At 51.3% G+C, this 22015-nt stretch carries 20 protein-coding genes; 14 read left to right on the top strand and 6 right to left on the bottom strand.

The genetic code is table 11. The features are described 5' to 3' along the window. The first annotated feature begins 123 nt into the window (after nucleotides 1–123). The 5 genes from O4H49_RS19405 to O4H49_RS19385 all read left to right on the top strand — a co-directional run bounded on the left by O4H49_RS19405 (nucleotide 124) and on the right by O4H49_RS19385 (nucleotide 6877). The gene (locus O4H49_RS19405) at nucleotides 124–1815 is read left to right on the top strand and encodes a Na/Pi cotransporter family protein (protein WP_269425105.1); all 1692 of its coding nucleotides are present in this window, start codon (nucleotides 124–126) and stop codon (nucleotides 1813–1815) included. A gap of 279 nt (nucleotides 1816–2094) precedes the next feature. Next, nucleotides 2095–3132, top strand: coding sequence for a putative 2-aminoethylphosphonate ABC transporter substrate-binding protein (locus tag O4H49_RS19400; RefSeq protein ID WP_269425104.1), 1038 nt, complete (start codon nucleotides 2095–2097; stop codon nucleotides 3130–3132). Nucleotides 3133–3483: 351 nt separating this feature from the next. Continuing rightward, entirely contained in the window at nucleotides 3484–4602 is a 1119-nt protein-coding gene (locus tag O4H49_RS19395) for a putative 2-aminoethylphosphonate ABC transporter ATP-binding protein (RefSeq protein WP_269425103.1), read from the top strand. Next, a complete protein-coding gene (locus O4H49_RS19390; protein WP_269425102.1) occupies nucleotides 4595–6298 on the top strand; it encodes a putative 2-aminoethylphosphonate ABC transporter permease subunit in 1704 nt (567 codons plus the stop codon). Before O4H49_RS19395 ends, O4H49_RS19390 begins: the two co-directional genes overlap by 8 nt. A 198-nt stretch (nucleotides 6299–6496) precedes the next feature. Next, on the top strand, nucleotides 6497–6877 hold the full coding sequence (locus tag O4H49_RS19385; protein WP_269425101.1) for a nuclear transport factor 2 family protein: 381 nt from the start codon (nucleotides 6497–6499) through the stop codon (nucleotides 6875–6877). A 325-nt stretch (nucleotides 6878–7202) separates the two neighbouring features. Here O4H49_RS19385 and O4H49_RS19380 read toward each other — a convergent pair whose 3' ends face one another. Beyond that, nucleotides 7203–8753 carry a methyl-accepting chemotaxis protein gene (locus tag O4H49_RS19380; protein WP_269425100.1) on the bottom strand — a complete coding sequence of 517 codons (1551 nt, stop codon included), beginning with the start codon at nucleotides 8751–8753 and terminating at the stop codon, nucleotides 7203–7205. Between the two features lie 367 nt (nucleotides 8754–9120). Further along, nucleotides 9121–10035, bottom strand: coding sequence for a LysR family transcriptional regulator (locus O4H49_RS19375; RefSeq protein WP_269425099.1), 915 nt, complete (start codon nucleotides 10033–10035; stop codon nucleotides 9121–9123). Nucleotides 10036–10133: 98 nt separating this feature from the next. Between O4H49_RS19375 and O4H49_RS19370 the strand changes: the two genes are divergently transcribed. Next, nucleotides 10134–11048: an MBL fold metallo-hydrolase gene (locus tag O4H49_RS19370; RefSeq protein ID WP_269425098.1), complete on the top strand. Its 915-nt coding sequence runs from the start codon at nucleotides 10134–10136 to the stop codon at nucleotides 11046–11048. 106 nt (nucleotides 11049–11154) lie between these two features. On the opposite strand, the gene O4H49_RS19365 is transcribed toward O4H49_RS19370, so the two are convergent. Further along, nucleotides 11155–12708 carry an ABC transporter substrate-binding protein gene (locus O4H49_RS19365; RefSeq protein ID WP_269425097.1) on the bottom strand — a complete coding sequence of 518 codons (1554 nt, stop codon included), beginning with the start codon at nucleotides 12706–12708 and terminating at the stop codon, nucleotides 11155–11157. 243 nt (nucleotides 12709–12951) lie between these two features. Between O4H49_RS19365 and O4H49_RS19360 the strand changes: the two genes are divergently transcribed. From O4H49_RS19360 to O4H49_RS19325, 8 genes are all read left to right on the top strand, one after another. Beyond that, entirely contained in the window at nucleotides 12952–13824 is an 873-nt protein-coding gene (locus O4H49_RS19360; RefSeq protein ID WP_269425096.1) for an endonuclease/exonuclease/phosphatase family protein, read from the top strand. Nucleotides 13825–14202: 378 nt separating this feature from the next. Beyond that, nucleotides 14203–15588: an aspartate aminotransferase family protein gene (locus O4H49_RS19355; RefSeq protein WP_269425095.1), complete on the top strand. Its 1386-nt coding sequence runs from the start codon at nucleotides 14203–14205 to the stop codon at nucleotides 15586–15588. A gap of 158 nt (nucleotides 15589–15746) precedes the next feature. Further along, on the top strand, nucleotides 15747–16271 hold the full coding sequence (locus tag O4H49_RS19350) for a TerB family tellurite resistance protein (RefSeq protein ID WP_269425094.1): 525 nt from the start codon (nucleotides 15747–15749) through the stop codon (nucleotides 16269–16271). 42 nt (nucleotides 16272–16313) lie between these two features. After that, complete coding sequence (locus tag O4H49_RS19345; RefSeq protein WP_269425093.1) at nucleotides 16314–16721, top strand: YchJ family protein; 408 nt, start codon at nucleotides 16314–16316, stop codon at nucleotides 16719–16721. 117 nt (nucleotides 16722–16838) lie between these two features. Further along, entirely contained in the window at nucleotides 16839–17390 is a 552-nt protein-coding gene (locus O4H49_RS19340) for an iron transporter (RefSeq protein ID WP_269425092.1), read from the top strand. Next, nucleotides 17347–17880, top strand: coding sequence for a cupredoxin domain-containing protein (locus O4H49_RS19335; protein ID WP_331283776.1), 534 nt, complete (start codon nucleotides 17347–17349; stop codon nucleotides 17878–17880). The genes O4H49_RS19340 and O4H49_RS19335 overlap by 44 nt, the downstream gene beginning before the upstream one ends. Nucleotides 17881–17972: 92 nt before the next feature. After that, nucleotides 17973–18821, top strand: a complete 849-nt coding sequence (locus tag O4H49_RS19330) for an FTR1 family iron permease (RefSeq protein ID WP_269425090.1) — start codon at nucleotides 17973–17975, stop codon at nucleotides 18819–18821. Next, the gene (locus O4H49_RS19325; RefSeq protein WP_269425089.1) at nucleotides 18818–20227 is read left to right on the top strand and encodes a 4Fe-4S binding protein; all 1410 of its coding nucleotides are present in this window, start codon (nucleotides 18818–18820) and stop codon (nucleotides 20225–20227) included. Before O4H49_RS19330 ends, O4H49_RS19325 begins: the two co-directional genes overlap by 4 nt. A gap of 71 nt (nucleotides 20228–20298) precedes the next feature. On the opposite strand, the gene O4H49_RS19320 is transcribed toward O4H49_RS19325, so the two are convergent. The 3 genes from O4H49_RS19320 to O4H49_RS19310 form a co-directional block, all read right to left on the bottom strand. Beyond that, on the bottom strand, nucleotides 20299–20589 hold the full coding sequence (locus O4H49_RS19320) for a chorismate mutase (RefSeq protein ID WP_269425088.1): 291 nt from the start codon (nucleotides 20587–20589) through the stop codon (nucleotides 20299–20301). 398 nt (nucleotides 20590–20987) lie between these two features. Next, on the bottom strand, nucleotides 20988–21287 hold the full coding sequence (locus tag O4H49_RS19315) for a cytochrome C oxidase subunit IV family protein (RefSeq protein WP_269425087.1): 300 nt from the start codon (nucleotides 21285–21287) through the stop codon (nucleotides 20988–20990). 3 nt (nucleotides 21288–21290) lie between these two features. After that, nucleotides 21291–21965 (bottom strand): cytochrome c oxidase subunit 3 family protein, encoded by a 675-nt coding sequence (locus tag O4H49_RS19310; protein ID WP_269425086.1) that lies wholly within the window; start codon nucleotides 21963–21965, stop codon nucleotides 21291–21293. Nucleotides 21966–22015 lie beyond the last annotated feature (50 nt).

Below are 22015 nucleotides of genomic sequence, written 5' to 3'. Positions count from 1 at the left end.
CGGTATGATGAATCGGGTAACAAATTCTGGTGTCTTGTTTATCTCGTGGATTTTGTCATCAGGATAAGTAAGGCAGACAAAGTGGCATAAAAAAGAATAGCAGGGCGAGGTTAGTAAACAATCGTGTCGGGTTTCGAGCTTTTATTGAAAATTGCGGGTGGTGTGGCGCTGTTACTGTGGGCGACACGTATGGTGCGTACAGGAGTAATGCGCGCTTATGGTAGCCATCTTCGCCGTTTTCTTGGCTCGGCAACACGAAATACCGTGACGGCATTTGGCATGGGGATCGGTATGGCCGGTATCCTGCAGAGCTCAACTGCAACGGCGTTGTTGACAGTGGCGTTTGCCGGTAAGGGCCTGATTGCCATTGCTCCGGCTCTGGCGGTTATGCTCGGGGCCGATGTCGGGTCTACGCTCGTTGTGCAGGTTCTTTCCCTTGATATTTCCTGGCTCTCACCGGTCTTGATCTTGCTCGGGTTTGTCCTGTTTACTACCCGTCCCAGTATGACCTTGCGCCACATGGGGCGTGTGTTAATTGGCTTGGGGTTGATGTTGCTGTCGTTGAAGCTGGTTGTTGCAGCTTCTGAACCCATGCGGGATAGTGTCACCCTGCAGAATATCCTGATCCCGCTCTCTGAAGAGCCTGTTATCGCGGTGATCCTAGCAGCTCTGATTACCTGGGTAACCCATTCTTCCGTTGCGATGGTCCTTTTGATCATGTCTCTGACCCTTGCGGGTGTTGTGCCTCCAGCACTGGGGCTGACCCTTGTTCTTGGGGCAAACGTCGGGGCAGGGATTGTACCAATGGCTCTGACCATGGCCGAAGTGCCCGCAGCCCGTCGCATTCCTGTGGGGAACTTTCTGTTCCGCTTGCTCGGTGTGTTGATGATCCTGCCGTTTATGAAACTGATCGGCCCTTATGTTGCTGAAATCAGTGGCCCGGATCTTGGTCGCCAGATTGCCAATTTCCATACGGCCTTTAATCTTGCTTTGGCTCTTGTCTTCCTGCCTTTTATTGGTCTTATGACCCACTTTATGGCCCGGGTGTTGCCGGACAAACCTGGGTCTGCGGATGACCTGCGGCCCAAATATCTGGATGTGACAGTGATAAAATCCCCAACCGTGGCTGTTGCCTGTGCCACGCGTGAGGTTCTGCGACTGGCAGATGTTGTCGAGAATATGCTTCGCCGGGTTATTGAGGTTTTTTCCGGGAACGACCCTGTTCTGCTGGAGGAAGTGAGCAAGTCGGATGACCTGGTTGATGATCTGCATGAGGCCATCAAGCTTTACCTGACCCAGGTGAGCAAGAACGAGCTGGATGAAGAAACCAGCTCGCGTTGTGTCGAGTTGATTGCTTTCACCACAAACCTTGAACACATCGGCGATATCATTGACAAAAACCTGTTGGAAATCGCCAATCAGAAGATCAAGAAACGGCTGGAATTCTCTGAACAGGGCTGGAAGGAACTGGTAGAGCTTCACCGCCGTACACTGGATCAGATGCAGCTGGCCATGACCGCTTTTGTCTCGGGTGATGTTGATATCGCGCGCCAGTTGATCGCGGGGAAGGAACAGTTTCGTACGATGGAACAAGCCGCAGGAGAAAAGCATCTTCAGCGGTTGCGGGATGGCCGGATTGAATCGATCGAGTCCTCGGCCCTGCACATTGATATGATCCGTGATCTGAAAAGAATTAACTCTCACCTGACTTCCGTCGCCTATCCCATTCTGGATGCGAGTGGGGAGTTGCGTGAAAGCCGTTTGCGTGTGCGTCCAAAAAGTGAAGGAACCACTGTCGCGGAAGCGAATGGCTAGGAGATGAAATTCCGGCTTGCCGGATATGTCAGGGGCTGTCGGCAGGACAGCCTCGGCAGGGAAAGGGTTCCTTTCCTGTCCGTTGGAGGCAGCGGAGGAAGGGAATGATTTCGGAACCGGGCGCAAGCTCGGGAAGGTTTTTGGATGCGAAGTAATTGCGTAACAAAGACTTAGCAAGTTTGTAACAAAGTGCCGCTATAGACGGCACGGGTAATAAACCGAATAGGGATGCTCGGGGGGAAATCCTCCGCGGGCGATCATCATGAGGAGCGTGAAAGAATGACCAAATCCTACAACAGAAAACTGCTCGGCGGTGTTGCTGCAACAATTGCAGCTCTTGGCTTTATGGCGGGGAGTGCTGCTGCAGAAGAACTGACCGTTTATACAGCAGTTGAAGCCGAAGATCTCAAGCGTTATGCCGCGGCCTTCAATGAAGTACACCCCGATATCACCATCAACTGGGTGCGTGATTCCACGGGTGTTGTTACAGCGAAACTTCTGGCTGAAAAAGACAATCCACAGGCTGACGTGGTCTGGGGTCTTGCTGGCTCCAGTCTTCTGCTGATGAAAAAGGAAAACATGTTCGAAACCTATGCCCCAGTCGGCGTAGAAAAGCTGGACAGCCGTTTCCGTGATAACTCTGACAATCCGGTATGGGCCGGGATGGACGCCTGGGTTGCTGCTGTTTGCGTAAATACGATTGAAGCTGAGGCCAATAACCTGCCAATGCCGACATCCTGGGCTGATCTGACCAAACCTGTCTACAAAGGTCACATCGCTATGCCAAACCCCGGATCTTCCGGCACTGGCTTCCTGGATGTTGCCAGCTGGCTGCAGATGTTCGGTGAAGAAGACGGTTGGGCCTATATGGACGACTTGCATGAAAACATCGGTGCCTACACGCACTCCGGTTCCAAGCCTTGTAAACAGGCTGCTGCCGGTGAAGTCGCGATTGGGATCTCCTTTGCTTTCCGTGCTGCAAAATCCAAGGCACAGGGGGCTCCTCTGGAGATCGTGATTCCAACTGAAGGTGTTGGTTGGGAAATGGAAGCAGCTGCTATCGTCAAGGGAACTGACAGCCTTGATGCTGCGAAAAAGCTGATGGACTTCATCGTATCCAAACCTGCTATGGAACATTACAACCAGGGTTATGCTGTCGTGGCGATGCCTGGTGTTTCCAAGCCGATCGAATTCTATCCTGAGAACATCACGGATAGCATGATTGCGATGGATTTTGAGTGGTCAGCCAACAACCGTGATGCCATTCTGGCAGAATGGACAAACCGGTATGATTCAAAATCAGAGCCAAAAGAATAAGTTTCTGATTTCGGGTCTATAAGACCATGGACCTGCTCTCTGGCTACGGCCAGAGAGCAGTGTTCAAATCCGGAGCTGTTCTGTTGATACAGGATGTATCGTCTTTTACAGCCTGATTTTTCCGGGAATATCCTTGGAAAACCAGAGTTCCGGAACAGTAATTTTCAGCGATTGTTTATGTGGTAGACTTCTGTCCGGCTTAAGCTTTGGATAATCGGTTTTTGGTGTCTGGTTATCCGGCTCTTTCACAAGAGATCGCTGAGACGAAAAACAGAGAGACTGTTAAAGAATCGCTGCCTGAAGGTTGAGCACAGAAAAACTGTGCCACTGGGCCGCTTGAGAGGAATGGCAATGAGCGCAAATACTGTCGGTAGTGATACCGGGCGAAAACCTTATCTGACAACGACTGACCTGACCAAAAACTTTGGTTCCTTTACGGCCTTGTCAGATATCACTCTGGAAATTTATGAAGGCGAGTTTGTGTGTTTCCTCGGCCCATCCGGCTGCGGCAAAACCACCTTGTTGCGTGCGATTGCAGGTCTTGATATCCAGACCTTTGGCAAGGTAACCCAGGCCGGGAAAGACGTTTCCAATCTGCCACCAAGCGAGCGGGATTTTGGTATTGTCTTCCAGTCCTATGCCCTGTTCCCGAACCTGACCATCCGCAGAAATATTGCCTATGGCCTGGAAAATCGTGGACATAGCAAAGCAGAGATCAACAAGCGGGTTGATGAACTGCTGGCACTGGTTGGCCTGGCCTCGCAGGCTGATAAGTATCCGGCTCAGCTTTCTGGCGGGCAACAGCAACGAATTGCCTTGGCGCGCGCCATCGCGACAAATCCCGGCCTTTTGCTGCTTGATGAGCCTCTTTCTGCGTTAGATGCCAAGGTGCGGGCACATCTGCGCCATGAAATCAAGGAACTGCAACGGACACTTGGCGTGACGACCGTTATGGTGACCCATGATCAGGAAGAAGCCCTGACGATGGCGGACCGTATTGTTGTTATGAACAATGGAGTGATTGAACAAGTTGGAACACCGATAGAGATTTACCGTGATCCGGCCACTGCTTTTGTCGCTGACTTTATCGGTACCATGAACTTCATTCCTGGCGAATTCAATGGTGGCACCAAGCTTAAAATGGGCGAAGTCGAGCTGCAGTGTGAAGTGCAAGGGACCGGGCCCAAAGGGAATATTCTTGTCGCTTTCCGCCCGGAAAACATGCTGGTTCAGGAAGATGCCACCGAGCTGCCGAACTCCTTTGAGGCGGAAATCAAGTATATGGAATTTATGGGGTCGTTTTTCCGTGTTGACCTCATGAGCAAATCGGCAAGCGCTGATGCACATATCAAAGGGGATTTTTCCATCAACATGGTTCGCCGTACTGGTGTGAAAGAAGGCGATACAATTCGTGTTTCTATCCCCAAGGACCGTTTGACGATCTATCCGGGGGCAAGCAACAATGGCTAATGTCACTCTTCCCAACACCCGGCGGGAGGTGAAGGCCAAGGCCAGTCGCGATGACTGGACCATGCGCGCCTTCATGCTGATGATCGGAACCTATCTGGTTGTTGCTCTGGCATTTCCGCTCTACGCCATGCTGTCCAAATCCTTCGAAGACAAGGACGGTGCCTTTATCGGCCTGGACAACTATATCAATTACTTCTCGACCCCTGCGCTGTTCAACTCTATCGAGAACTCGGTCTTTATCTCGATCGTGACAATGGTGATAACGGTCACCCTGGCCTTCTTTTATGCCTATGCATTGACGCGCAGCTGTATGCGTTTCAAGGGGTTCTTCAAGATTATGGCCATGGTGCCCATTCTGGTGCCTTCCCTGCTGCCGGGGATCGGTCTGATCTATATGTTCGGCAAACAGGGATATCTCAAGTGGATGCTGTTTGGCCACGAGATCTATGGTCCCCTGGGGATTATTATTGCCGAGGTTTTCTTTACCTTTCCCCATGCGCTGCTGATCATTATGACTGCGCTGGCGATTTCTGACGGACGCCTTTATGAAGCTGCAACGGTCTTGCGGGCCTCGAAATGGAAAATTTTCTGGACGGTGACATTGCCGGGGGCACGATATGGCCTGATCTCTGCTGCCTTTGTGGTTTTCACGCTTGTGATCACAGACTTCGGGGTGCCGAAGGTGATCGGTGGACAGTACAACGTGCTGGCCGTGGATATCTACAAGCAGGTGATCGGGCAGCAGAACTTCTCAATGGGGGCGGTTGTCTCTGTGGTCCTGCTGATCCCGGCGATCTTCGCGTTTTATGTGGACAGACAGGTCCAGAAAAAACAGGTGGCCCAGCTTTCTGCACGGGCTGTTCCCTACGAACCCAAACCTGACATTCGCTTTGATGCCCTGATGATGAGTTACAGCAGTATAATTGTCCTGATCATCGTGACCATTCTGGCGACCTGTCAGTTTGCAGCGCTTGTAAAATTCTGGCCTTATAATCTGGACATCGGTTTGCAACATTATAACTTTGACCTGATGGATGGGGGCGGCTGGGATGCCTATTATAACTCGATCAAGATGGCGCTATGGACTGCTGCTGTAGGGACGATTGTTGTCTTTACCGGGGCTTACATGGTTGAAAAAGGCCGTGGTGTTGAAAAAGGGCGGACCCTGTTCCAGTTCCTGGCAATGATGCCGATGGCTGTTCCGGGGATGGTGTTGGGACTTTCCTATATCTTCTTCTTTAACAACCCGGATAATCCTTTCAACTTCATCTATGGCACCATGGCCATTCTGGTTGTCTCGACGGTGACCCACTTCTATACGGTGGCACACTTGACGGCGATGACGGCCTTGAAGCAGATGGACAAGGAATTTGAATCGGTTTCTCAATCCCTGCAGCAACCTTTTTACAAGATGTTCCTGCGGGTGACGGTCCCGGTTTGTACGCCTGCTGTACTGGAAATCGCGATTTATCTTTTCGTTAATGCGATGACAACAGTATCTGCAGTGGTATTTATCTATTCAACCCATACCCAACTGGCTTCGGTTGCGGTTCTTAACATGGATGATGCTGGGGATATCGCCCCGGCGGCTGCCATGGGGATGATGATTTTCTATACCAACGCCATTGCGCGAGTGCTGCATATGTTTGTGGCGAAAGCACTGGAAAAAAGAACCCAAGCCTGGCGTCAACGTTAAAGAAGACGTTGTGCAACAGGAACTGCAGTAAAACAACAGGGTGGGATTTTTCCCGCCCTGTTGTCGTTTCTGTCGGTATATCATTGGTTGTTGTCGCCGCCGATTTGTCATGCCAAGATCCCGTATCAAGAATAGCCGTCAGGCGACTTTTGGCGGTCAGTTTTGGAAATTTCTTCTTTTCTCTGGAACAGGGATGTGATGATGACGCCAGTCGAAGTCGTTAAAAAACAGCTTGCTGCGTACAATGCGCGGGATCTTGATGCTTTCTGCGCCTGCTATAGCCCCAAAATTGTTGTTGAACTTCTGGTTGGAAACAAGCTCCTCTTTCGCGGGATGGAAGCCTTTCGGAAAAATTACGCCGATCGTTTCAGCAATCCGGAATTACACGCGAAGCTGATTAATCGTATTGCTCTTGGGCAGGTTGTGATTGACCAGGAAGAAATCGTCGGCTTTCCCGGACATAATGTTTTACACGCTGTTGCGATTTACGAAATCGAAAACGGGCTTATCCGCAAGGTGCGGTTTGAACGCAGTGCGCATCACGAAAATGTGCCTGATTTGATGGCAGAAAATCAATAAGGTTCTTGTCCCGCTTGGGAGCCTTTGTACGTCTGTGGGGCAGAATCAGGAAAGATTGGCTTTTGTCTCTTAAGGGGCAAGCGTGAGGTATTTTTTTGATTTTTGTGCCGGGATAGTCCGGAAGATAAAAGAACTGGGACCTGTCATGGCAGAAAGGCCCCGTTTTAACAAAAGATCTTCACTTTGACGTAAAGGGCAGGATTGATCCAAAGGGTTCGCTTTGAGCGGGGACAGAGAGAGACGGGGTAGAGCCCTTTGAGGTTAATAAAACAGTTTCTGGCCTGCTGTAGGGCTCAGGCAAGCCAGAAACTGCTGTTTGTTATCTCTATCCGTTTTGCAGGCTGCGATAGAGCTCCGTGCCTTCCTTGGCATAGGCATTTGCGTCTTTCACTGCACGGGAAATTGAATCCAGACTGCTGTTGACTTCACTGACAGCCGAGGCCGCGGATTGCATATTTACGGTGATTTCCCGGGTCGTTGCGGTTTGTTCCTCGACAGCTCCAGCAACAGCAGTAACACTTGATTCGACCGATCCGACAGCATTGCGGATACTTTTCAGACCGCCAACAACCTCTTCACAGACGTTTTGCATGTTGGAGATTTCCGAGGAAATCTGCTCTGTTGCCTGGGCAACCTGATTGGCCAGTGTTTTTACCTCTGATGCGACAACGGCGAAGCCTTTCCCTGCTTCCCCCGCCCGGGCAGATTCAATTGTCGCATTCAGGGCCAGCAGATTAATCTGTCCGGCAATTTCCTGAATAACAACGACAACATTGTTCATCGCCTGGGCAGCCGTGGTCAGCTGCTGTGTCGCCTGATCTGCACTGGTCGTTTCCTGCATGGCCTTATCGACATCCTGTTTGGATGTTCCCATGCTTCTTGCGATTTCATGGGCTGAAGATTCAAATTGTTCAGCCGCCGCAGCGACGGACTGCACTGTTTGCAGGGTTCGGTCGGAGGCAGAAACCGCGGTTGACGATTGTGAATTGGCGTCCGTGACCGACTGCAGAATTCGGTCAAGGTTTTCATCTACCAGCTTGCCGACCCGTTGTGCTTCCTGGCGGAGACGAATTTGTTCTGTGATATCTGTGGCGTATTTAACCACCTTCAAGGGTTTGCCCGTTGGGTCAAAAATCGGGTTATAGGAGGCCTGGATCCAGACTTCCTTGCCGCCTTTGCCGATACGTTTGTATTCAGCCGCCTGGTATTTCCCCTGACGCAGGTCTTCCCAGAATGCCTTGTATTCAGGGCTTTGAGCTTCTTCTGTCTCGACAAACATGCTGTGATGTTTGCCCTGGATTTCCGGCAGGCTATAGCCAATTGCGCCAAGGAAATTGTCATTGGCATCAATAATTGTACCATCAAGGTTAAAAGAGATTACCGCCTGGGATTTGTTGACTGCAGAGATTTGGCCTTTGAAGTCTGCGTTTTGTAACACCTGGGCTGTAATATCTGTGGCGTATTTGACAACAGAGGTTACTTTCCCTGTTCTTCCCATAATGGGGTTATATGAGGCCTGGATCCAGACTTCCTTGCCACCTTTTCCAATGCGTCGATACTCGGCAGCCTGATATTTACCCTGGCGAAGACTATCCCAGAATGCCCGGTACTCAGGGCTGTTGGCGTCTTCCGGGGTGACAAACATGCTGTGATGTTTGCCTTGAATTTCTTCAAGACTGTACCCGATCGCCGCGAGAAAATTTTCATTCGCACTGATAATAGTGCCATCAGGTTTGAACTGGATTACGGCCTGCGACTTATCAAGGGCAGCAAGCATGGACTGCATTTCATTTTTGCTGAGCTTGTTCTGTCGGTGGGCAGTTGGTTTTGTGTCGTTACGAGCTGCATTTGATCTGGAGAAAATAGTGTTTAACATACAGAGCGCCCTTGTTGCTTGCTGTTCTTTAAAGGGGGGAAGAATCTTCATTTCGTACATTGTTACGCTTAAAGTTATTCCGTTACAGTTTATCGCGAGACTACCGCTTTCCCAGTGGTTTATTCTGAGTGATTTACTCGGGTATTGTGCCGTAAAAACAGCCGTGAATCGTTGATTTGTATTCAACAAATTACATACGATTGTGTGCAATTTGTCCTAATCAAAGTTTAACAAGAAGCGTTTTACTAAATGTTGTGTTCCTGGGACAAGGAACGGAAATAGAGGGTAAGTGATTTAATGCAATAATTTTTATGTTCTAAGACTTTGCTTTGTAAATGGTTTTTAAAAATAACTGAAGTGGTTTTTTTTAAGAAGTCTGGGTGTTTTTCTCCTGGATTGGTGTCCCTCTATTCTCGCTTCGGGAGAGGAGAAAATCGATAAAGGCCCTGACCCGTCTGGGAATTTGCGAACGCGAAGGCAGAACGATATAAACTGGCAGTTCTGGTGTTGCCCCAATTTCAGGGATCAGGTTGCGATGATCCAGTTTCATGAGTTTGCCTGAAGCAACATCTTCTGAACAAAGTGAGTCTGGTAAAAATGCCGCCAGCTTGCAATTGTTATCATCTGCTTCAAGAACCAGGGTTTTTGTTAATTCGAAACTGTCGGTTACAATATGATGGCTTTTTGTGACCGCCTGCAGGTGTGGAGGCAGAATTTTTGCCGGGTCTAAAATTGTGAAGTCTTCGAGCTTGGCTGTTTGTGACGGAACGGCCAAAGAGGGCAGGCCATAGAGAGATAGCATCCCCACGCCTAACCGGCGGGCTGTCAATCCTGGCGATCCTGGATGCCGTCCACGGAGGGCAAGGTCAAAGTTATCCGAGATAAAATCAACAGTTTGATCGCTGACCTCGATAAAGATCTGCACGCCGGGATGTTGTGTTGTGAAGGCATGGAGAAATCGTGCCAGTTCCGGTTTTGGATAGTCGATCGGTACAGAGAGACGGATGGGGCCTGTCAGCTTTTCCTTTTGTGACATTTCTTCTTCTGCCTGCACCAATGCTTCGAGGGCATCCTCACAGGAGCTGAAATAACTTTGTCCCTCGTTGGTCAGGGAAACCTGTCTTGTGGTCCGGTGAAACAGCCGTACAGCAAGCCTCTCTTCAAGGGCTTTAATTCTTGCGGTTACAGTGGATCGGGGCAGCGACAACCGCCGCGCGGCCTGCGCAAAGCTGTTGCAGCGGGCGACTTCGATGAAGGTCTGGATTTGTGTCAGATTTGCCATTGGCTGAATTTATCAGTTAATAAGTTTAATATTATATGTCTATTTACTACAATTCTCATCTTTATAGTGCTCCTGTACCCACGGCAACAGGAGGTTTTATGCAACGTCGGGAATTTTTGAAAGCGTCGCTCGGGGGCACTGCCGCTTCTGTGCTTTTCTCATTACCCAGCAACTCTGCAAGGGCGGCCAAGCCAGCCTCACCTGGTCTGGAGATATGCTGGCTGGGTGGTGCAACGATGCTGATCTGCTTTGACGGTTTGACTCTTTTGAGTGATCCGGCATTCGGTGAAGGACACAATGCCTTTCGAATGGGAGATCCTAACGAAATGTTTGATCTTGCCAGAGGGCCAAATATCAAAGATCACCTGCGAAAAACGCAATTTCCAGGAATAGATCTGGCTTGGATAGATCACCTGCTGATCAGTCACCTGCACGAAGATCATTTTGACCAGAAAGCCGAAGCCGTTCTTGATCGTGGTCTTCCGGTGATTGCTCCGGTTGCAGATACCCCCGCACTTAAAGAAAAGGGGTTTTCTTCTGTGCGCTCATTGGCTTGGGGAGAAAGCGTGGTTCTGCCGAGTGAAAATGGTGAAATTGTGGTCACAGGCATTCCCGCGGAACATTCAGAGAATCAGGAAATCGCCGCAATCCTGGGGCAGGGGAATGGTTACTGGTTCGAATTCAGATCGGGGGAATGGCGCAAGAGCTTGTATTGGACCGGAGACAGCTTTGCCACAGAAACGGTGAAGACAGCGCTGAACCCGCTGGGTTCTCCTGATATTCTTGTGCCCCATCTCGGGGCGGTTGGCACGACAGGTCCACTGGGACAGATAAGTATGGGGGCAGAAAATTTACGAAAGATGATTGATCTGCTCAAACCCGGAAAAATCCTGCCGATCCATCATTCTTCTTATGAACTCTATCTGGAGCCGATCTGGAAAGTGGCCGAAGCCTGCAACGATCTGCAGGGACTTGATCTTGTCTCGGAAGGAACCTGGGTAAAATATCTGTAAATTCGTCTCTGCCGGATATTGTTGTATTGTAACGTAAAACGGGGCCTGTCATGGCAGACAGGCCCCGTTTTAACAAAAGATCTTCACCTTGTCGTAAAGCTCAGGATTACTCTTCGAGCCAGACAACTTCGGCAGCACGGTCACCGCTGAGGTAACCGGTCTTGCGAGGCTCATAGCCTTTGACGCTGCTCAGGCCGGCATCGATAAAGTCAACAAACATCGGGATCATTGCCCCGCCATCATCGCTGACCAACATCTGCAGGTCGTGATACATGCCCCGACGCTTGGTGTCGTCCAGCTCGCTACGTGCGGCAACCAGCAACTGGTCAAACTGTTCGTTCTTCCAGTAAGTGTCGTTCCATTCGGCTTTTGAATGGTAAGCAACAGAAAGCATCAGATCAGCCGTAGGGCGACCGGACCAATAGGAAACCGCGAAAGGCTTTTTCATCCAGACGTTGGACCAGTAACCATCAGCTGGCTCGCGCGCAACATCAACCGTGATACCCGCTTTTGCCGCAGATTCCTTGAGAAGTACTGCAGAATCAACCGCGCCAGAGAACGCAGCTTCAGAGGTGTGCAGGGTCAGGGCCTGACCGTCCATACCGGCTTTCTTGAAGTGGAAAGCCGCCTTGTCCGGATCATAGGCACGCTGTGGCAGGTCAGCAGCGTGGAAGAAATCACTCTGCGGGATCGGGTGGTCGTTACCAACAGTTCCATACCCACGCAGAACGGTTTTGACCATCTGTTCACGATCAACCGCATACTTGACGGCCAGACGCAGATCAAGATTGCTGTAAGGCTCTGCACTGGTGTTCATCAGGAATGGATAGTGCTGACCACCTTTGGTGAGGAGCAGCTGCAGTTCCTTGTTGCGTTTCAGCAGGCCAACAGTTTTTGGATCAATTTTGTTGATCAGGTGAACCTGTTTGGTCAGCAGCGCGGAAATACGGGCCTGAACGTCGTTGATGACAAGCATTTCAACAGCGTCAACGTGGGCGCGGCCTTCTTTCCAGTAATTCGGGTTTTTGCGTACCCGGGAACTGGTGCCAGGAACAAACTCTTCCAGAATAAACGGACCTGTTCCGATGCCTTCGTCCCAGTTTGTTGTCCCGGCAGGCGCAATCATAAAGTGGTAATCAGACAGCAGGAATGGCAGGTCGGCGTTGCCGTCGTGCAGTTTGATCAGGATTTCATGGGAGCCGGTTTTGACAATGTCAGCCATCTGGTCACCATAGGTTTTGGCGCCGGATTCCGATTTCTCACCACGGTGATGGTTGAGAGAGAAGATCACATCGTCTGCATCGAGGGTTTTGCCGTTGTGGAATTCAACTCCCTGACGGATCTTGAAAGTCCATTCCTTGGCATCAGCACTGGCTTCCCAGCTTTCTGCCAGCTCAGGGATGGCTGCGCCGTGTGTGTCGACTTCGACCAGCAGGTTACGCAGCTGATAGCCAAGCGTTACCGGAAAATGGTCGGTAAACTTTGCTGGATCAAGCGTATCAGAAGACGCACCACCGGCAAGACCCATACGCAGGGTGCCACCTTTTTTGGGTGTTTCAGCTTTGGCAGCAGTTGGCAGCAGCAGTCCGGCCGCGCCAAGGGCAGCTGCGCCCTTCAGGGCTGAGCGACGGCTCAGCTGAAAATCGTTGATCTGTTTCATTGGGTATCTCCAGTTAAAGCACGTAGGCGCCCATTATTGGGGTAATCCAGTGGAAAAGTTGTCTTCAATTACCGAGTTTATGCACTTGATTGCCATTCGGGCTGACCATGGCGGAAATACTGGCCTGCTGACGTTAAAAATATCCGGGTGAAATAAAAAAATAACAATTTATTTCAAGCAGATGATCGGTAAAACTAGAGAGAGAAAAGCCGCTAGGGCAGACTTTATTCAGGGGATTCAGATATGAAACTGGTGAGCTACAATATTCAGTATGGGACCGGGCAGGATGGGGTTTATGATCTGGAGCGGATTATTGCCAGTCTGGCTGGTGCCGATATTATTATGTTGCAGGAGGTTGAACGCCATTGGGAACGAACGAACCACGATGATCAGGTCAGTCGTATCGCAGCGGCTTTTCCGGATCATTATTCTGCGTTTGGCGGGCATTGCGATCTTGATGGCAGTTACCGGGATGAAACCGGCAAGCTGATTCAAAGGCGCCGTCAGCACGGCACCATGATTTTGTCGCGCGTGCCGCTGCTTTCTCTGCGAACATTTCTGTTGCCGGGCACAGCAGTTGTCTCTCCACAGTTCAGCCTGCAACGCGGGTTACAGGAAGCCCTGATTGAATGGGAAGGACGCCGGATACGACTGTATAACACCCATCTAAATCATATCTGCCCCGAATTGCAGGCACCACAGATCGAAAAGGTCATGGAGATTATCAATGATGCACCCGCCACCGGACTGGCTTGGAGTGGTGGTGACCCCAAAAACGGGAACTGGGGCGTGGGGGGAGAACCGGCAGTACCCGAAGATGTCATCCTGACCGGGGATATGAATCTTTGTCACTATGATCCCGGATATAGCGATTTTGTCGGCCCGAAAAGTCGCTGGTACGGCCGGGTTGCTACCCGACGTCACCTGATGGATAGCTGGACTCTTGCAGGACATGCAGAAGAAGAGGGGGATAGCTGCCCGCCCTATGGCCGACTGGATTATTGCTTTGTTTCGCCAAGCCTGGGCAAGGCCGTGGCAGCCAGCAAGATTGATACAGATAACAAGTCATCGGATCATTACCCCTATTGGGTAGATTTTGATTTCTCGAAACTCTAGACCCCGTCACATCTTTTGATTCCAGATGGATTTGAAAACCGGAGCAGCGTAGAAACTGCTCCGGTTATTTTTGGGGGGAGGATTAAGGAGAGCAGACAGGGGAAAGTGGTTGTCAGTCCTTTAGGATAAATCCTTCTTTTTCTAAAGTGGCTTTATCAATTTACTCAAACTGGAGCTATCGTTTTTTTCATCGACTGTGTGACACTTGTCGATAATAAGAGACCCGTCTGAGATTAGCCAGTTTGGTCTTCTTCTTGTTGTTGACGTCGTTTGTCTGACACCTCAAAACCGCGACAGCGGAATCTCTGGAACAAAGGTTACTGTTCTACCGTTCCGGGATGCGGTGTCAGGGACAAACCTGCAGTAGTGGATTGAAATATGACTTTATCTGAACAGACGAACGATTTTAGCGAAGTTATCGAAAACGATCGTGCCCACGTATGGCACCACCTAAGCCAGCATAAAAAATACGAAACTGTTGACCCGATGATCATGATCGAGGGCAAGGGCATTCATGTCTGGGATGCCAAGGGTAACAAATACCTCGACGCGGTTTCTGGCGGTGTATGGACGGTCAATGTGGGCTATGGCCGTGAGACCATTGCCAATGCCGTGCGTGATCAGCTGGTCAAGATGAACTACTTTGCCCAGTCCGCCGGATCAATACCGGGTTCCCAGTTTTCGAAAAAACTGATCGAGAAAATGCCCGGCATGAGCCGGGTCTATTTCTCGAACTCGGGTTCTGAGGCCAACGAGAAGGCCTACAAGATTGTTCGCCAGATCGCGCATAACAAATATGGCGGCAAGAAGCACAAGATCCTCTATCGCGACCGCGATTACCACGGAACGACCATTACCGCGCTGAGCTCTTCCGGCCAGGCGCAACGCAAGGACCAGTACGGTCCTTTCACGCCCGGTTTTGTCGAGGTTCCGCACTGTTGTGAATACCGTTCCCAGTATGGCGAGTGCGATGACTATGGTATCAAGGCGGCGCTGGCAATCGAAGAAGTGATCCTGCGTGAAGGTCCCGATACTGTGGGGGCCATCGTGCTGGAGCCGGTAACGGCTGGCGGTGGTGTGATCACCCCACCGGAAGGCTATTGGCAGAAGGTACAGGAGATCTGCAAAAAGTACGACATCCTGCTGCACATTGACGAGGTCGTTTGTGGTCTGGGTCGCACCGGTAAATGGTTCGGTTATCAGCACTATGATATCAAGCCTGATATCGTGACCATGGCCAAGGGCGTTGCCTCGGGCTATGCAGCGATTTCCTGTACCGTAACCACCGAAGCGGTGTTCAACGAGTTCAAGAACAACCCCAGTGATCCGATGAGCTATTTCCGCGATATCTCGACCTTTGGCGGCTGTGCTGCAGGTCCTGCTGCAGCGCTGGAAAATATGCGGATCATCGAAGAGGAAAACCTGCTTGATAACGTCACCAGAATGGGAGCGTATCTGATGGACCGCCTGCACGGTCTGAAGGACAAACACCAGATTGTTGGCGATGTGCGTGGCAAGGGTCTTTTCTGTGGGCTTGAGCTTGTGGTCGACCGGAAAACCAAACAGCCTGTGGATGAAAGCGTGGCCCAGGCCGTTGTCGCAGACTGCTTTGCCCAGGGTGTGATTATCGGAGCAACCAACCGCAGCTTGCACGGGCATAACAATACCCTGTGCCTCAGCCCAGCCCTGATCTGTACCAAGGCCAATCTGGATGAAATTGTTGGCGCGATTGACAAGGCGCTGACCAAGGTTACGGCGGGATAACTTTTCGCCATAGATCTTAAAAATAAAAAGCAGGCTGTCTCGAGGCAGCCTGCTTTTTATTTGGCAGGAAACACAACCTTTGCGGGTTTGCAGATTGACAGAGCCAGATCAAAGGGGATGATGCTCTTCCTGTTCCTTTATTTTCACGAGTCTGGACCATGCATATTCTTCTTGCTATTCTGGGTGCCCTTGGCGGGTTGGCTTATTTTATCTGGCGGGTGCGGGCAACGACCACAGCGGCACGCGATGTGATCGAGGCGGCGGATGATATCCGCTCGGCAGCGCGTCGGGTTGGCTATAGCCGGAAGTTAAAAGCCAACCCGTTGGATCAGGTAGACGACAACAGACTGGCCGCTGCCGGAATTATGGCGGCTTTTGCCCGGATGGACGGTGACTATACCAGGGATCAACTGGACGCGATCCGCGCGGAGTGTGAAAGAACCTTTGCAGCAAACGCAAAAGAGGCAGCAGAGATCGCCGGGCATGCCCGCTGGTTGATGGAGCAGTCAAGCAATCGGGATGAAGCAATCCGTCGTTTGAGTAAAAACCTGCGCAGCAGTCTGACTGTGACTGAAAAGCGGGATCTTCTCTCCATGGTCGAACGGATTGCCCGGATAGAAGGGAATACACTCAGTGATTTGCAAACTGAAGCTTTGGCCCGGCTGAAAAAATCACTTTTCTGATCTGTCCCTACTTTAATCTGAAGGCAATCATGGGAGGTCTTGATGAGCGCTGATATCACCCCCTGCCCCTGTGGGGGTGACGCTTCCTATGAAAGCTGCTGCGCCCGTTTTATTTCCGGCACAGTTCTGCCGGAAACGGCTGAGCAGCTGATGCGCTCGCGGTATTCCGCTTATGTGAAGGAAGAGGTCACCTACCTTAAGGAGACGCTCTGGCCTGCCTATCAGAAACAGTTCGATCCCATCGGTACGTTGCTGCGTGCGCGGGACAGCCGTTGGCTTGGTCTGGAGATCCTGGCGACAGGCGCGGGGCAAAAGAAAGACAAGGAAGGCTTTGTACTTTTTGTCGCCCGCTCGGTGGTCAATGGTCTGGTCAATGAGCAGCGCGAAAAAAGCCTGTTCCGGCAAAAGGGCGGACGCTGGTATTACCTGCGGGCGTTGCCTGAACGTTAGTCGTTAATTGACTGCGACAATTTGCCAATAAGAATTATTCGCAATGCATCTTTAACTTTGCTAGCGTAGTTTCATCGCTTCATCAGAGGCGTGATCAACTTGATATCAGAGGTAAAGATGATGAACGGCCTTTCCATGGGTGCGGCAGCTTTTGTCGTGGCAACTTTTCTGGCAACTCCTTTTGCGCAAGCCAAAGAATACCCGATAGGTATGCCGCAAGAAGCCGGAGGACTGGAAGTCGCGGCAGTTTATCTGCAGCCGATCACGATGGAACCTGCAGGTATGATGCGCCCCGCGGTGGACTCGGATATCCATCTTGAAGCAGATATCCATGCCCTGGCAAACAATCCCAACGGTATGGCGGAAGGGGAGTGGGTTCCCTATCTGAGTGTGTATTACACCCTGACCAAACTGGATAGCGGCGAGACACAATCAGGCCCCTTGATGCCGATGGTGGCTGATGATGGCCCGCATTATGGCGACAATGTCAAACTGATGGGGCCGGGTAAATATCGACTGGATTTCAAGGTTTCGCCTCCAGGCAGCGGTGCATCTGCTCCCTTCGGCCGTCACGTTGACAAGGAAACCGGTGTTGACCCCTGGTTTGAACCGCTGGTGACCAGCTATGAGTTTGTTTTTGCCGGCGTTGGCAAGGTCGGCAGCTATTAAGCCTGCAGACATCCCGGAGCTGCGCTGCACCGTTGCGGGAAAGCTGCAGCTCCCTCTCAATATCCTAACTAGATATTACCTTGTAACTCTTGCTGAAGTCAGGAGCAGGAACATGAAAAGCAGCTCTGGTCATAACAGATGCATATTCGGCTGGGTAAGGAGCGGAATTATTGCTGCTCTGGGGTTATTTGTCTTGAGCACTATGTCTGCGGCCTCGGACCTGCCGAGCTTTGATCTCGAAATGCGGGATGGGCAGCTGATACCACAGCGGATTGAGGTCGAGGCGGGAACCACCTTCAAGATTATTGTGCGGAATACCGGGACAATGCCTGCTGAATTTGAAAGCCTGCGCCTGCGCAAGGAAAAGGTTCTTTCTCCGGGGGCGACGTCCTTTGTGGTGATCCGGAAACTCTCGCCTGGCAGCTATGAATTTTTCGATGAATTCCATCTGGATAAGGAAAGCGCCCACGGGTTGATTGTTGCGCGCTAGACGGTTTGTTCCAGAACAGTTTTACCCCGTGAATATTCCCGTTGAAAGGGTCGCGGAGTAACCCTGGTTCCTTGACGAGAGGATGATATCCCATGTCGATGCAGGTTTTTTTTATTGTCTGGCGCGAAAGTATCGAGGCGCTGCTTGTCGTCGGTATTCTCAATGTCTGGATCACGCATAATGCTGCTGCTTCTCCAGGAAGACGTTATCTGTGGGGCGGTGTGCTTGCGGGGCTTGTTGCAGCTGTGCTTCTGGCCGTAACGCTGGTCGGGTTTGCCGAGAGTTTTACAGGCGAAGCACAGGAGTTCTTGCAGACAGGGCTGGTCTTGGTTGCGACAGTCCTGATTGTCCAGATGGTATTCTGGATGCGGCTAAAAGGGCGGAATCTCAAAAAGGATCTGGAACAAGGCCTGGCAAAATCTGCAGAAAGCGGCCAGTGGTGGGGCGTGTTTGTCCTGGCGTTGATCGCGATTGCCAGAGAAGGCAGCGAAACAGTTGTCTTTCTTTACGGCATGCTTGCGGCGGGACCCATCGCGGACAAGCTTCAACTGGTTATGGCAGCTGGTGCGGGACTGACGCTGGCGCTCCTGACTTACAAGCTGCTGCAGCTGGGGGGAAGGTTTCTTTCCTGGTCGCTGTTTTTCCGGCTGTCGGAGGGGCTGTTGCTGCTTCTGGCCTGTGCCCTTTTTGTTACGGGGATCGGACAGTTGATCTCTCTTGGTTTCCTGCCCTACGGGGATCCGTTGTGGGATCTCGGCTGGTTGTTGGACGACACGGGACGACTGGGCGGGATGATCGCTTCCCTGACGGGGTATCGGGCCGCTCCTGATCTGGTTACTGTCGCGAGCTGGGTGATTTTCTGGGGTGGAATTATGCTTCTGGGGCGCTGGTTTGGGAAACCTTGTTCGCGTGGAGTTGTGTCAGAGAGGAAGCTGGTGTGACTGTCTGTTCTTCATCCCGCGATTCAACCCGAAACAGGAAAGCCCGGTGGCTGGCGGGTGCCGGGATCTGGTTGCAGGAACACCAGATTCTGATCCGCCGGGTCCAGTGGGGCGTAGTGATTTTTTATGCTCTGCTATTGATTGTGCCGGCTTTTTTACCGCTGCCTGGCATTGCCGCCCATATCTGGAATGATCTGACGACCTTTGCCCAGTTTGTCTTCTGGGGGATCTGGTGGCCAGGCGTGCTGATCTCGATGCTTCTGTTCGGACGTTTGTGGTGCGGGGTCTTTTGTCCCGAAGGCGCCTTGTCCGAATTTGCCAGTGAACGGGGGCGGGGGCTGGCTATTCCCCGTTGGGTCAAGTGGCCGGGCTGGCCTTTTACGGCCTTTGTCCTGACGACAGTCTATGGTCAGATGATTTCGGTGTATCAATATCCCAAAGCGGCTTTGCTGATCCTGGGGGGATCGACTGTTGGCGCCATACTGATCGGCTATCTCTATGGCCGGAACAAAAGGGTCTGGTGCCGTTACCTTTGCCCGGTCAGTGGGGTCTTTGGCCTTCTGTCCAAACTTGCTCCCATGCACTACGGCGTTGACCGCGCAGCCTGGGATGCCAGTCCTCCAGGTCAGAAACGCCAGATGGTCAACTGTGCGCCTCTGGTGCCGATCCGGACAATGGAGTCAGCTTCTCCTTGCCATATGTGCGGGCGCTGTAGCGGTTTTCGCAATGCCATTGCGTTACAGGCACGTCGTCCCAATGAAGAGATTGTCGAAGTCTCTGCCCACAGTGCCCATCGCTGGGATAGCCTGTTGATTATTGTCGGACTGATTGGCGTTGCGCTTGGCGCATTCCAGTGGTCGTCCAGCCCCTGGTTTATCGATCTGAAACAGGGGGCTGCTTTCTGGCTGGTGGAACAGGGGATGATCTGGCCGCTGGAAACAACATTTCCCTGGTGGATACTGACGGATTACGCGGAAAAGAATGACGTTCTGACCTTGCTGGATGGCACAATCCTTCTGGTGTACATCGCGGCGACAACATTGTTTTTGTCTTTGGCTGTTTCTTTGTCACTGGCACTGGCGGTGCGTGTGACCGGGGCGTGGCAATGGCAGCGTTTTCACCATCTGGCGCAAGGATTGATCCCCTTTGCCGGGGGCGGTGTGATCCTGGGTCTTTCAGCCCAGACCTTTACCCTGTTACGGGCCGACGGATTTGATCTGAACTGGGTTTCGCCTTTGAGGATGGTCTTTCTTCTGGGGGCCTTGTCCTGGTCTTTGTGGCTGGTGTGGTCAATATTACGCCAGCAGGCTGTGCCCGTTGGGCGCTCTTTGATCGGGGTGACCGCGATCTTTGCCGGTCTCCTTGTCCCGACCTATAGCTGGGTTCTGTTATTCTGGTTGTGGTAAAGCGGGGTGATAAAAAAAGCCCTGCGGAAATATAAAATCCTGCAGGACTTTTAAAGGGCAGAAGCCATTCCTCAGCTTTTGCGGATTTTCTTGTGATTGCGAATAACTTCTTCAATGACGAAGTTGATAAACTGCTCGGAAAAATCAGGATCGAGTTTGGCAGATTTGGCCAGTTCCCGAAGGCGGGTGATCTGGCGCTGTTCCCGATCCGGATCAGCTGGCGGCAGATCATATTTTTTTTTGAACAGGCCGACTTTTTCAGTGACCTTGAAACGTTCCGAGAGCAGATAAATCAAGGCCGCATCAATATTATCAATGCTGTCGCGATATTCCGAGAGTTTGGCTTTTACATCTTCGGTCATTTTATCTTTTTCCCCTCACCATCGTGCAGCGTTCCCTGCGTCATCCCGTGCATTTTCCAGCATTTTATTGCGCCTGTTTGCTTTTTGGTGCCGTTCTGTCCTGAAATCAGGACACCGCTATCAAATATCTCAAATGTTATATGGCTGTTATAAATAGGCAAGGGGGCAGAGTAAAACAGAATACGCACCCGATGACAGGAAATGCTAACCCAGACCTGCCAGAAAGAAGATTACCGCGCGGGGTATTTTCCCCGATCAGTTTCGATGGCCCGTTTCATCTATCTAGATGTTCAGAGATCGCTCTTATTAATCATGGCGTACCAAGAAGAGTGCCAGAGTTTTCTTGAAAATGCGGAAATTATGATCGGCGCTATCAATTTATCCGGGGATAAAAGGTTTCAGGCCAGCATGTAAGCCCCGGTAATCATGGCGGCAATCAGAAAGATGGCAAAGATAAAACCTCTGCGCCATCCAGCTGAAGAAGAGCGCAGTTCCAGGAAATCCAGCAGGAGAAGGCGGCATTTGAACAGGGTTGCGCCCATCAGGACAATCACGGACACAAGTCCAAGTGGAACTGTGTCCCCCTGTGTTTCAAGGGCATCGCCAGAAATGATACTGATCACGGTGAGGCCCGACATCAAAGCCCAGGTCAGCAACAGTCTGGTTCCCGGGGCGGATAGATTGAGTGAAAAGGGCATGATTTACCTGACAAGATAGAGAACGGGATAGAGAATAAGCCAGATCAGATCGACCATATGCCAGAAGGCACAGGCGGTCTGGATATTTTCACGGCTGCTGTATCGGCTGACCAGCCCAAGGATCGCCAGACCGAAAATAACGTGGGCAGCATGAAAGCCTGTCATAAGATAAAACAGGGTATAAAAACTGTTGGTTTCGATCGAGATACCCAGCGCGGCCTTGTCGGTGTATTCATAAAATTTCAGCAGGAGAAACAGAATTCCAAAACAGGCTGTGACCAGAAGATAGCGCTGCATAAGAGTATGTCTGTTTTCTTTGCTGGCCTCGTTCGCCAGAGCCGCAAAGAGACCGCTGGTGATCAGGATGAGCGTGTTCAAGCCACCAATCAGGCGACTGAGCTGGGCTTGAGATTCTCGGAACAGGTCCGGTTCATTGATAAAAGTGATCGAATATCCCGCGAGCAGCAAACCGAAGACCATCAACTCGCTGATAATCAGGATCCACATCATGGGGTTACCGGGCAGGCTGTCTAATGGCCCCCAGGCACTTTCGGGTGCCAGGCTTTGTGCCTGCTGTACGGCTGTACTCTGATGAGACTGCGCTGCCTTTTGCTCTGCGGTTTGCTCGGCCATATAGATCTCATAGAGATCACTGTCTTTGTCTGGAGGATTCTGCATATCTTGCCGGGCTGTCCTGTACTTTCTGATCACAACAGTCTTGAGGGTCA

The organism is Kiloniella laminariae (assembly GCF_027214005.1).
In the GTDB taxonomy this organism is placed as follows: domain Bacteria; phylum Pseudomonadota; class Alphaproteobacteria; order Kiloniellales; family Kiloniellaceae; genus Kiloniella; species Kiloniella laminariae_A.
This window is presented reverse-complemented; position numbering and strand designations above follow the sequence as displayed.

What these genes read in the sequence shown, in the direction of transcription:
- O4H49_RS19370 (WP_269425098.1), top strand. Translation starts at nt 10,134, where the DNA reads ATGCAACGTCGGGAATTTTTGAAAGCGTCGCTCGGGGGCACTGCCGCT.
- O4H49_RS19355 (WP_269425095.1), top strand. Translation starts at nt 14,203, where the DNA reads ATGACTTTATCTGAACAGACGAACGATTTTAGCGAAGTTATCGAAAAC.
- O4H49_RS19310 (WP_269425086.1), bottom strand. Translation starts at nt 21,965, where the DNA reads ATGCAGAATCCTCCAGACAAAGACAGTGATCTCTATGAGATCTATATG.
- O4H49_RS19345 (WP_269425093.1), top strand. Translation starts at nt 16,314, where the DNA reads ATGAGCGCTGATATCACCCCCTGCCCCTGTGGGGGTGACGCTTCCTAT.
- O4H49_RS19320 (WP_269425088.1), bottom strand. Translation starts at nt 20,589, where the DNA reads ATGACCGAAGATGTAAAAGCCAAACTCTCGGAATATCGCGACAGCATT.
- O4H49_RS19330 (WP_269425090.1), top strand. Translation starts at nt 17,973, where the DNA reads ATGTCGATGCAGGTTTTTTTTATTGTCTGGCGCGAAAGTATCGAGGCG.
- O4H49_RS19350 (WP_269425094.1), top strand. Translation starts at nt 15,747, where the DNA reads ATGCATATTCTTCTTGCTATTCTGGGTGCCCTTGGCGGGTTGGCTTAT.
- O4H49_RS19390 (WP_269425102.1), top strand. Translation starts at nt 4,595, where the DNA reads ATGGCTAATGTCACTCTTCCCAACACCCGGCGGGAGGTGAAGGCCAAG.
- O4H49_RS19315 (WP_269425087.1), bottom strand. Translation starts at nt 21,287, where the DNA reads ATGCCCTTTTCACTCAATCTATCCGCCCCGGGAACCAGACTGTTGCTG.
- O4H49_RS19375 (WP_269425099.1), bottom strand. Translation starts at nt 10,035, where the DNA reads ATGGCAAATCTGACACAAATCCAGACCTTCATCGAAGTCGCCCGCTGC.
- O4H49_RS19365 (WP_269425097.1), bottom strand. Translation starts at nt 12,708, where the DNA reads ATGAAACAGATCAACGATTTTCAGCTGAGCCGTCGCTCAGCCCTGAAG.
- O4H49_RS19380 (WP_269425100.1), bottom strand. Translation starts at nt 8,753, where the DNA reads ATGTTAAACACTATTTTCTCCAGATCAAATGCAGCTCGTAACGACACA.
- O4H49_RS19360 (WP_269425096.1), top strand. Translation starts at nt 12,952, where the DNA reads ATGAAACTGGTGAGCTACAATATTCAGTATGGGACCGGGCAGGATGGG.
- O4H49_RS19395 (WP_269425103.1), top strand. Translation starts at nt 3,484, where the DNA reads ATGAGCGCAAATACTGTCGGTAGTGATACCGGGCGAAAACCTTATCTG.
- O4H49_RS19400 (WP_269425104.1), top strand. Translation starts at nt 2,095, where the DNA reads ATGACCAAATCCTACAACAGAAAACTGCTCGGCGGTGTTGCTGCAACA.
- O4H49_RS19335 (WP_331283776.1), top strand. Translation starts at nt 17,347, where the DNA reads ATGAGTTTGTTTTTGCCGGCGTTGGCAAGGTCGGCAGCTATTAAGCCT.
- O4H49_RS19385 (WP_269425101.1), top strand. Translation starts at nt 6,497, where the DNA reads ATGATGACGCCAGTCGAAGTCGTTAAAAAACAGCTTGCTGCGTACAAT.
- O4H49_RS19340 (WP_269425092.1), top strand. Translation starts at nt 16,839, where the DNA reads ATGATGAACGGCCTTTCCATGGGTGCGGCAGCTTTTGTCGTGGCAACT.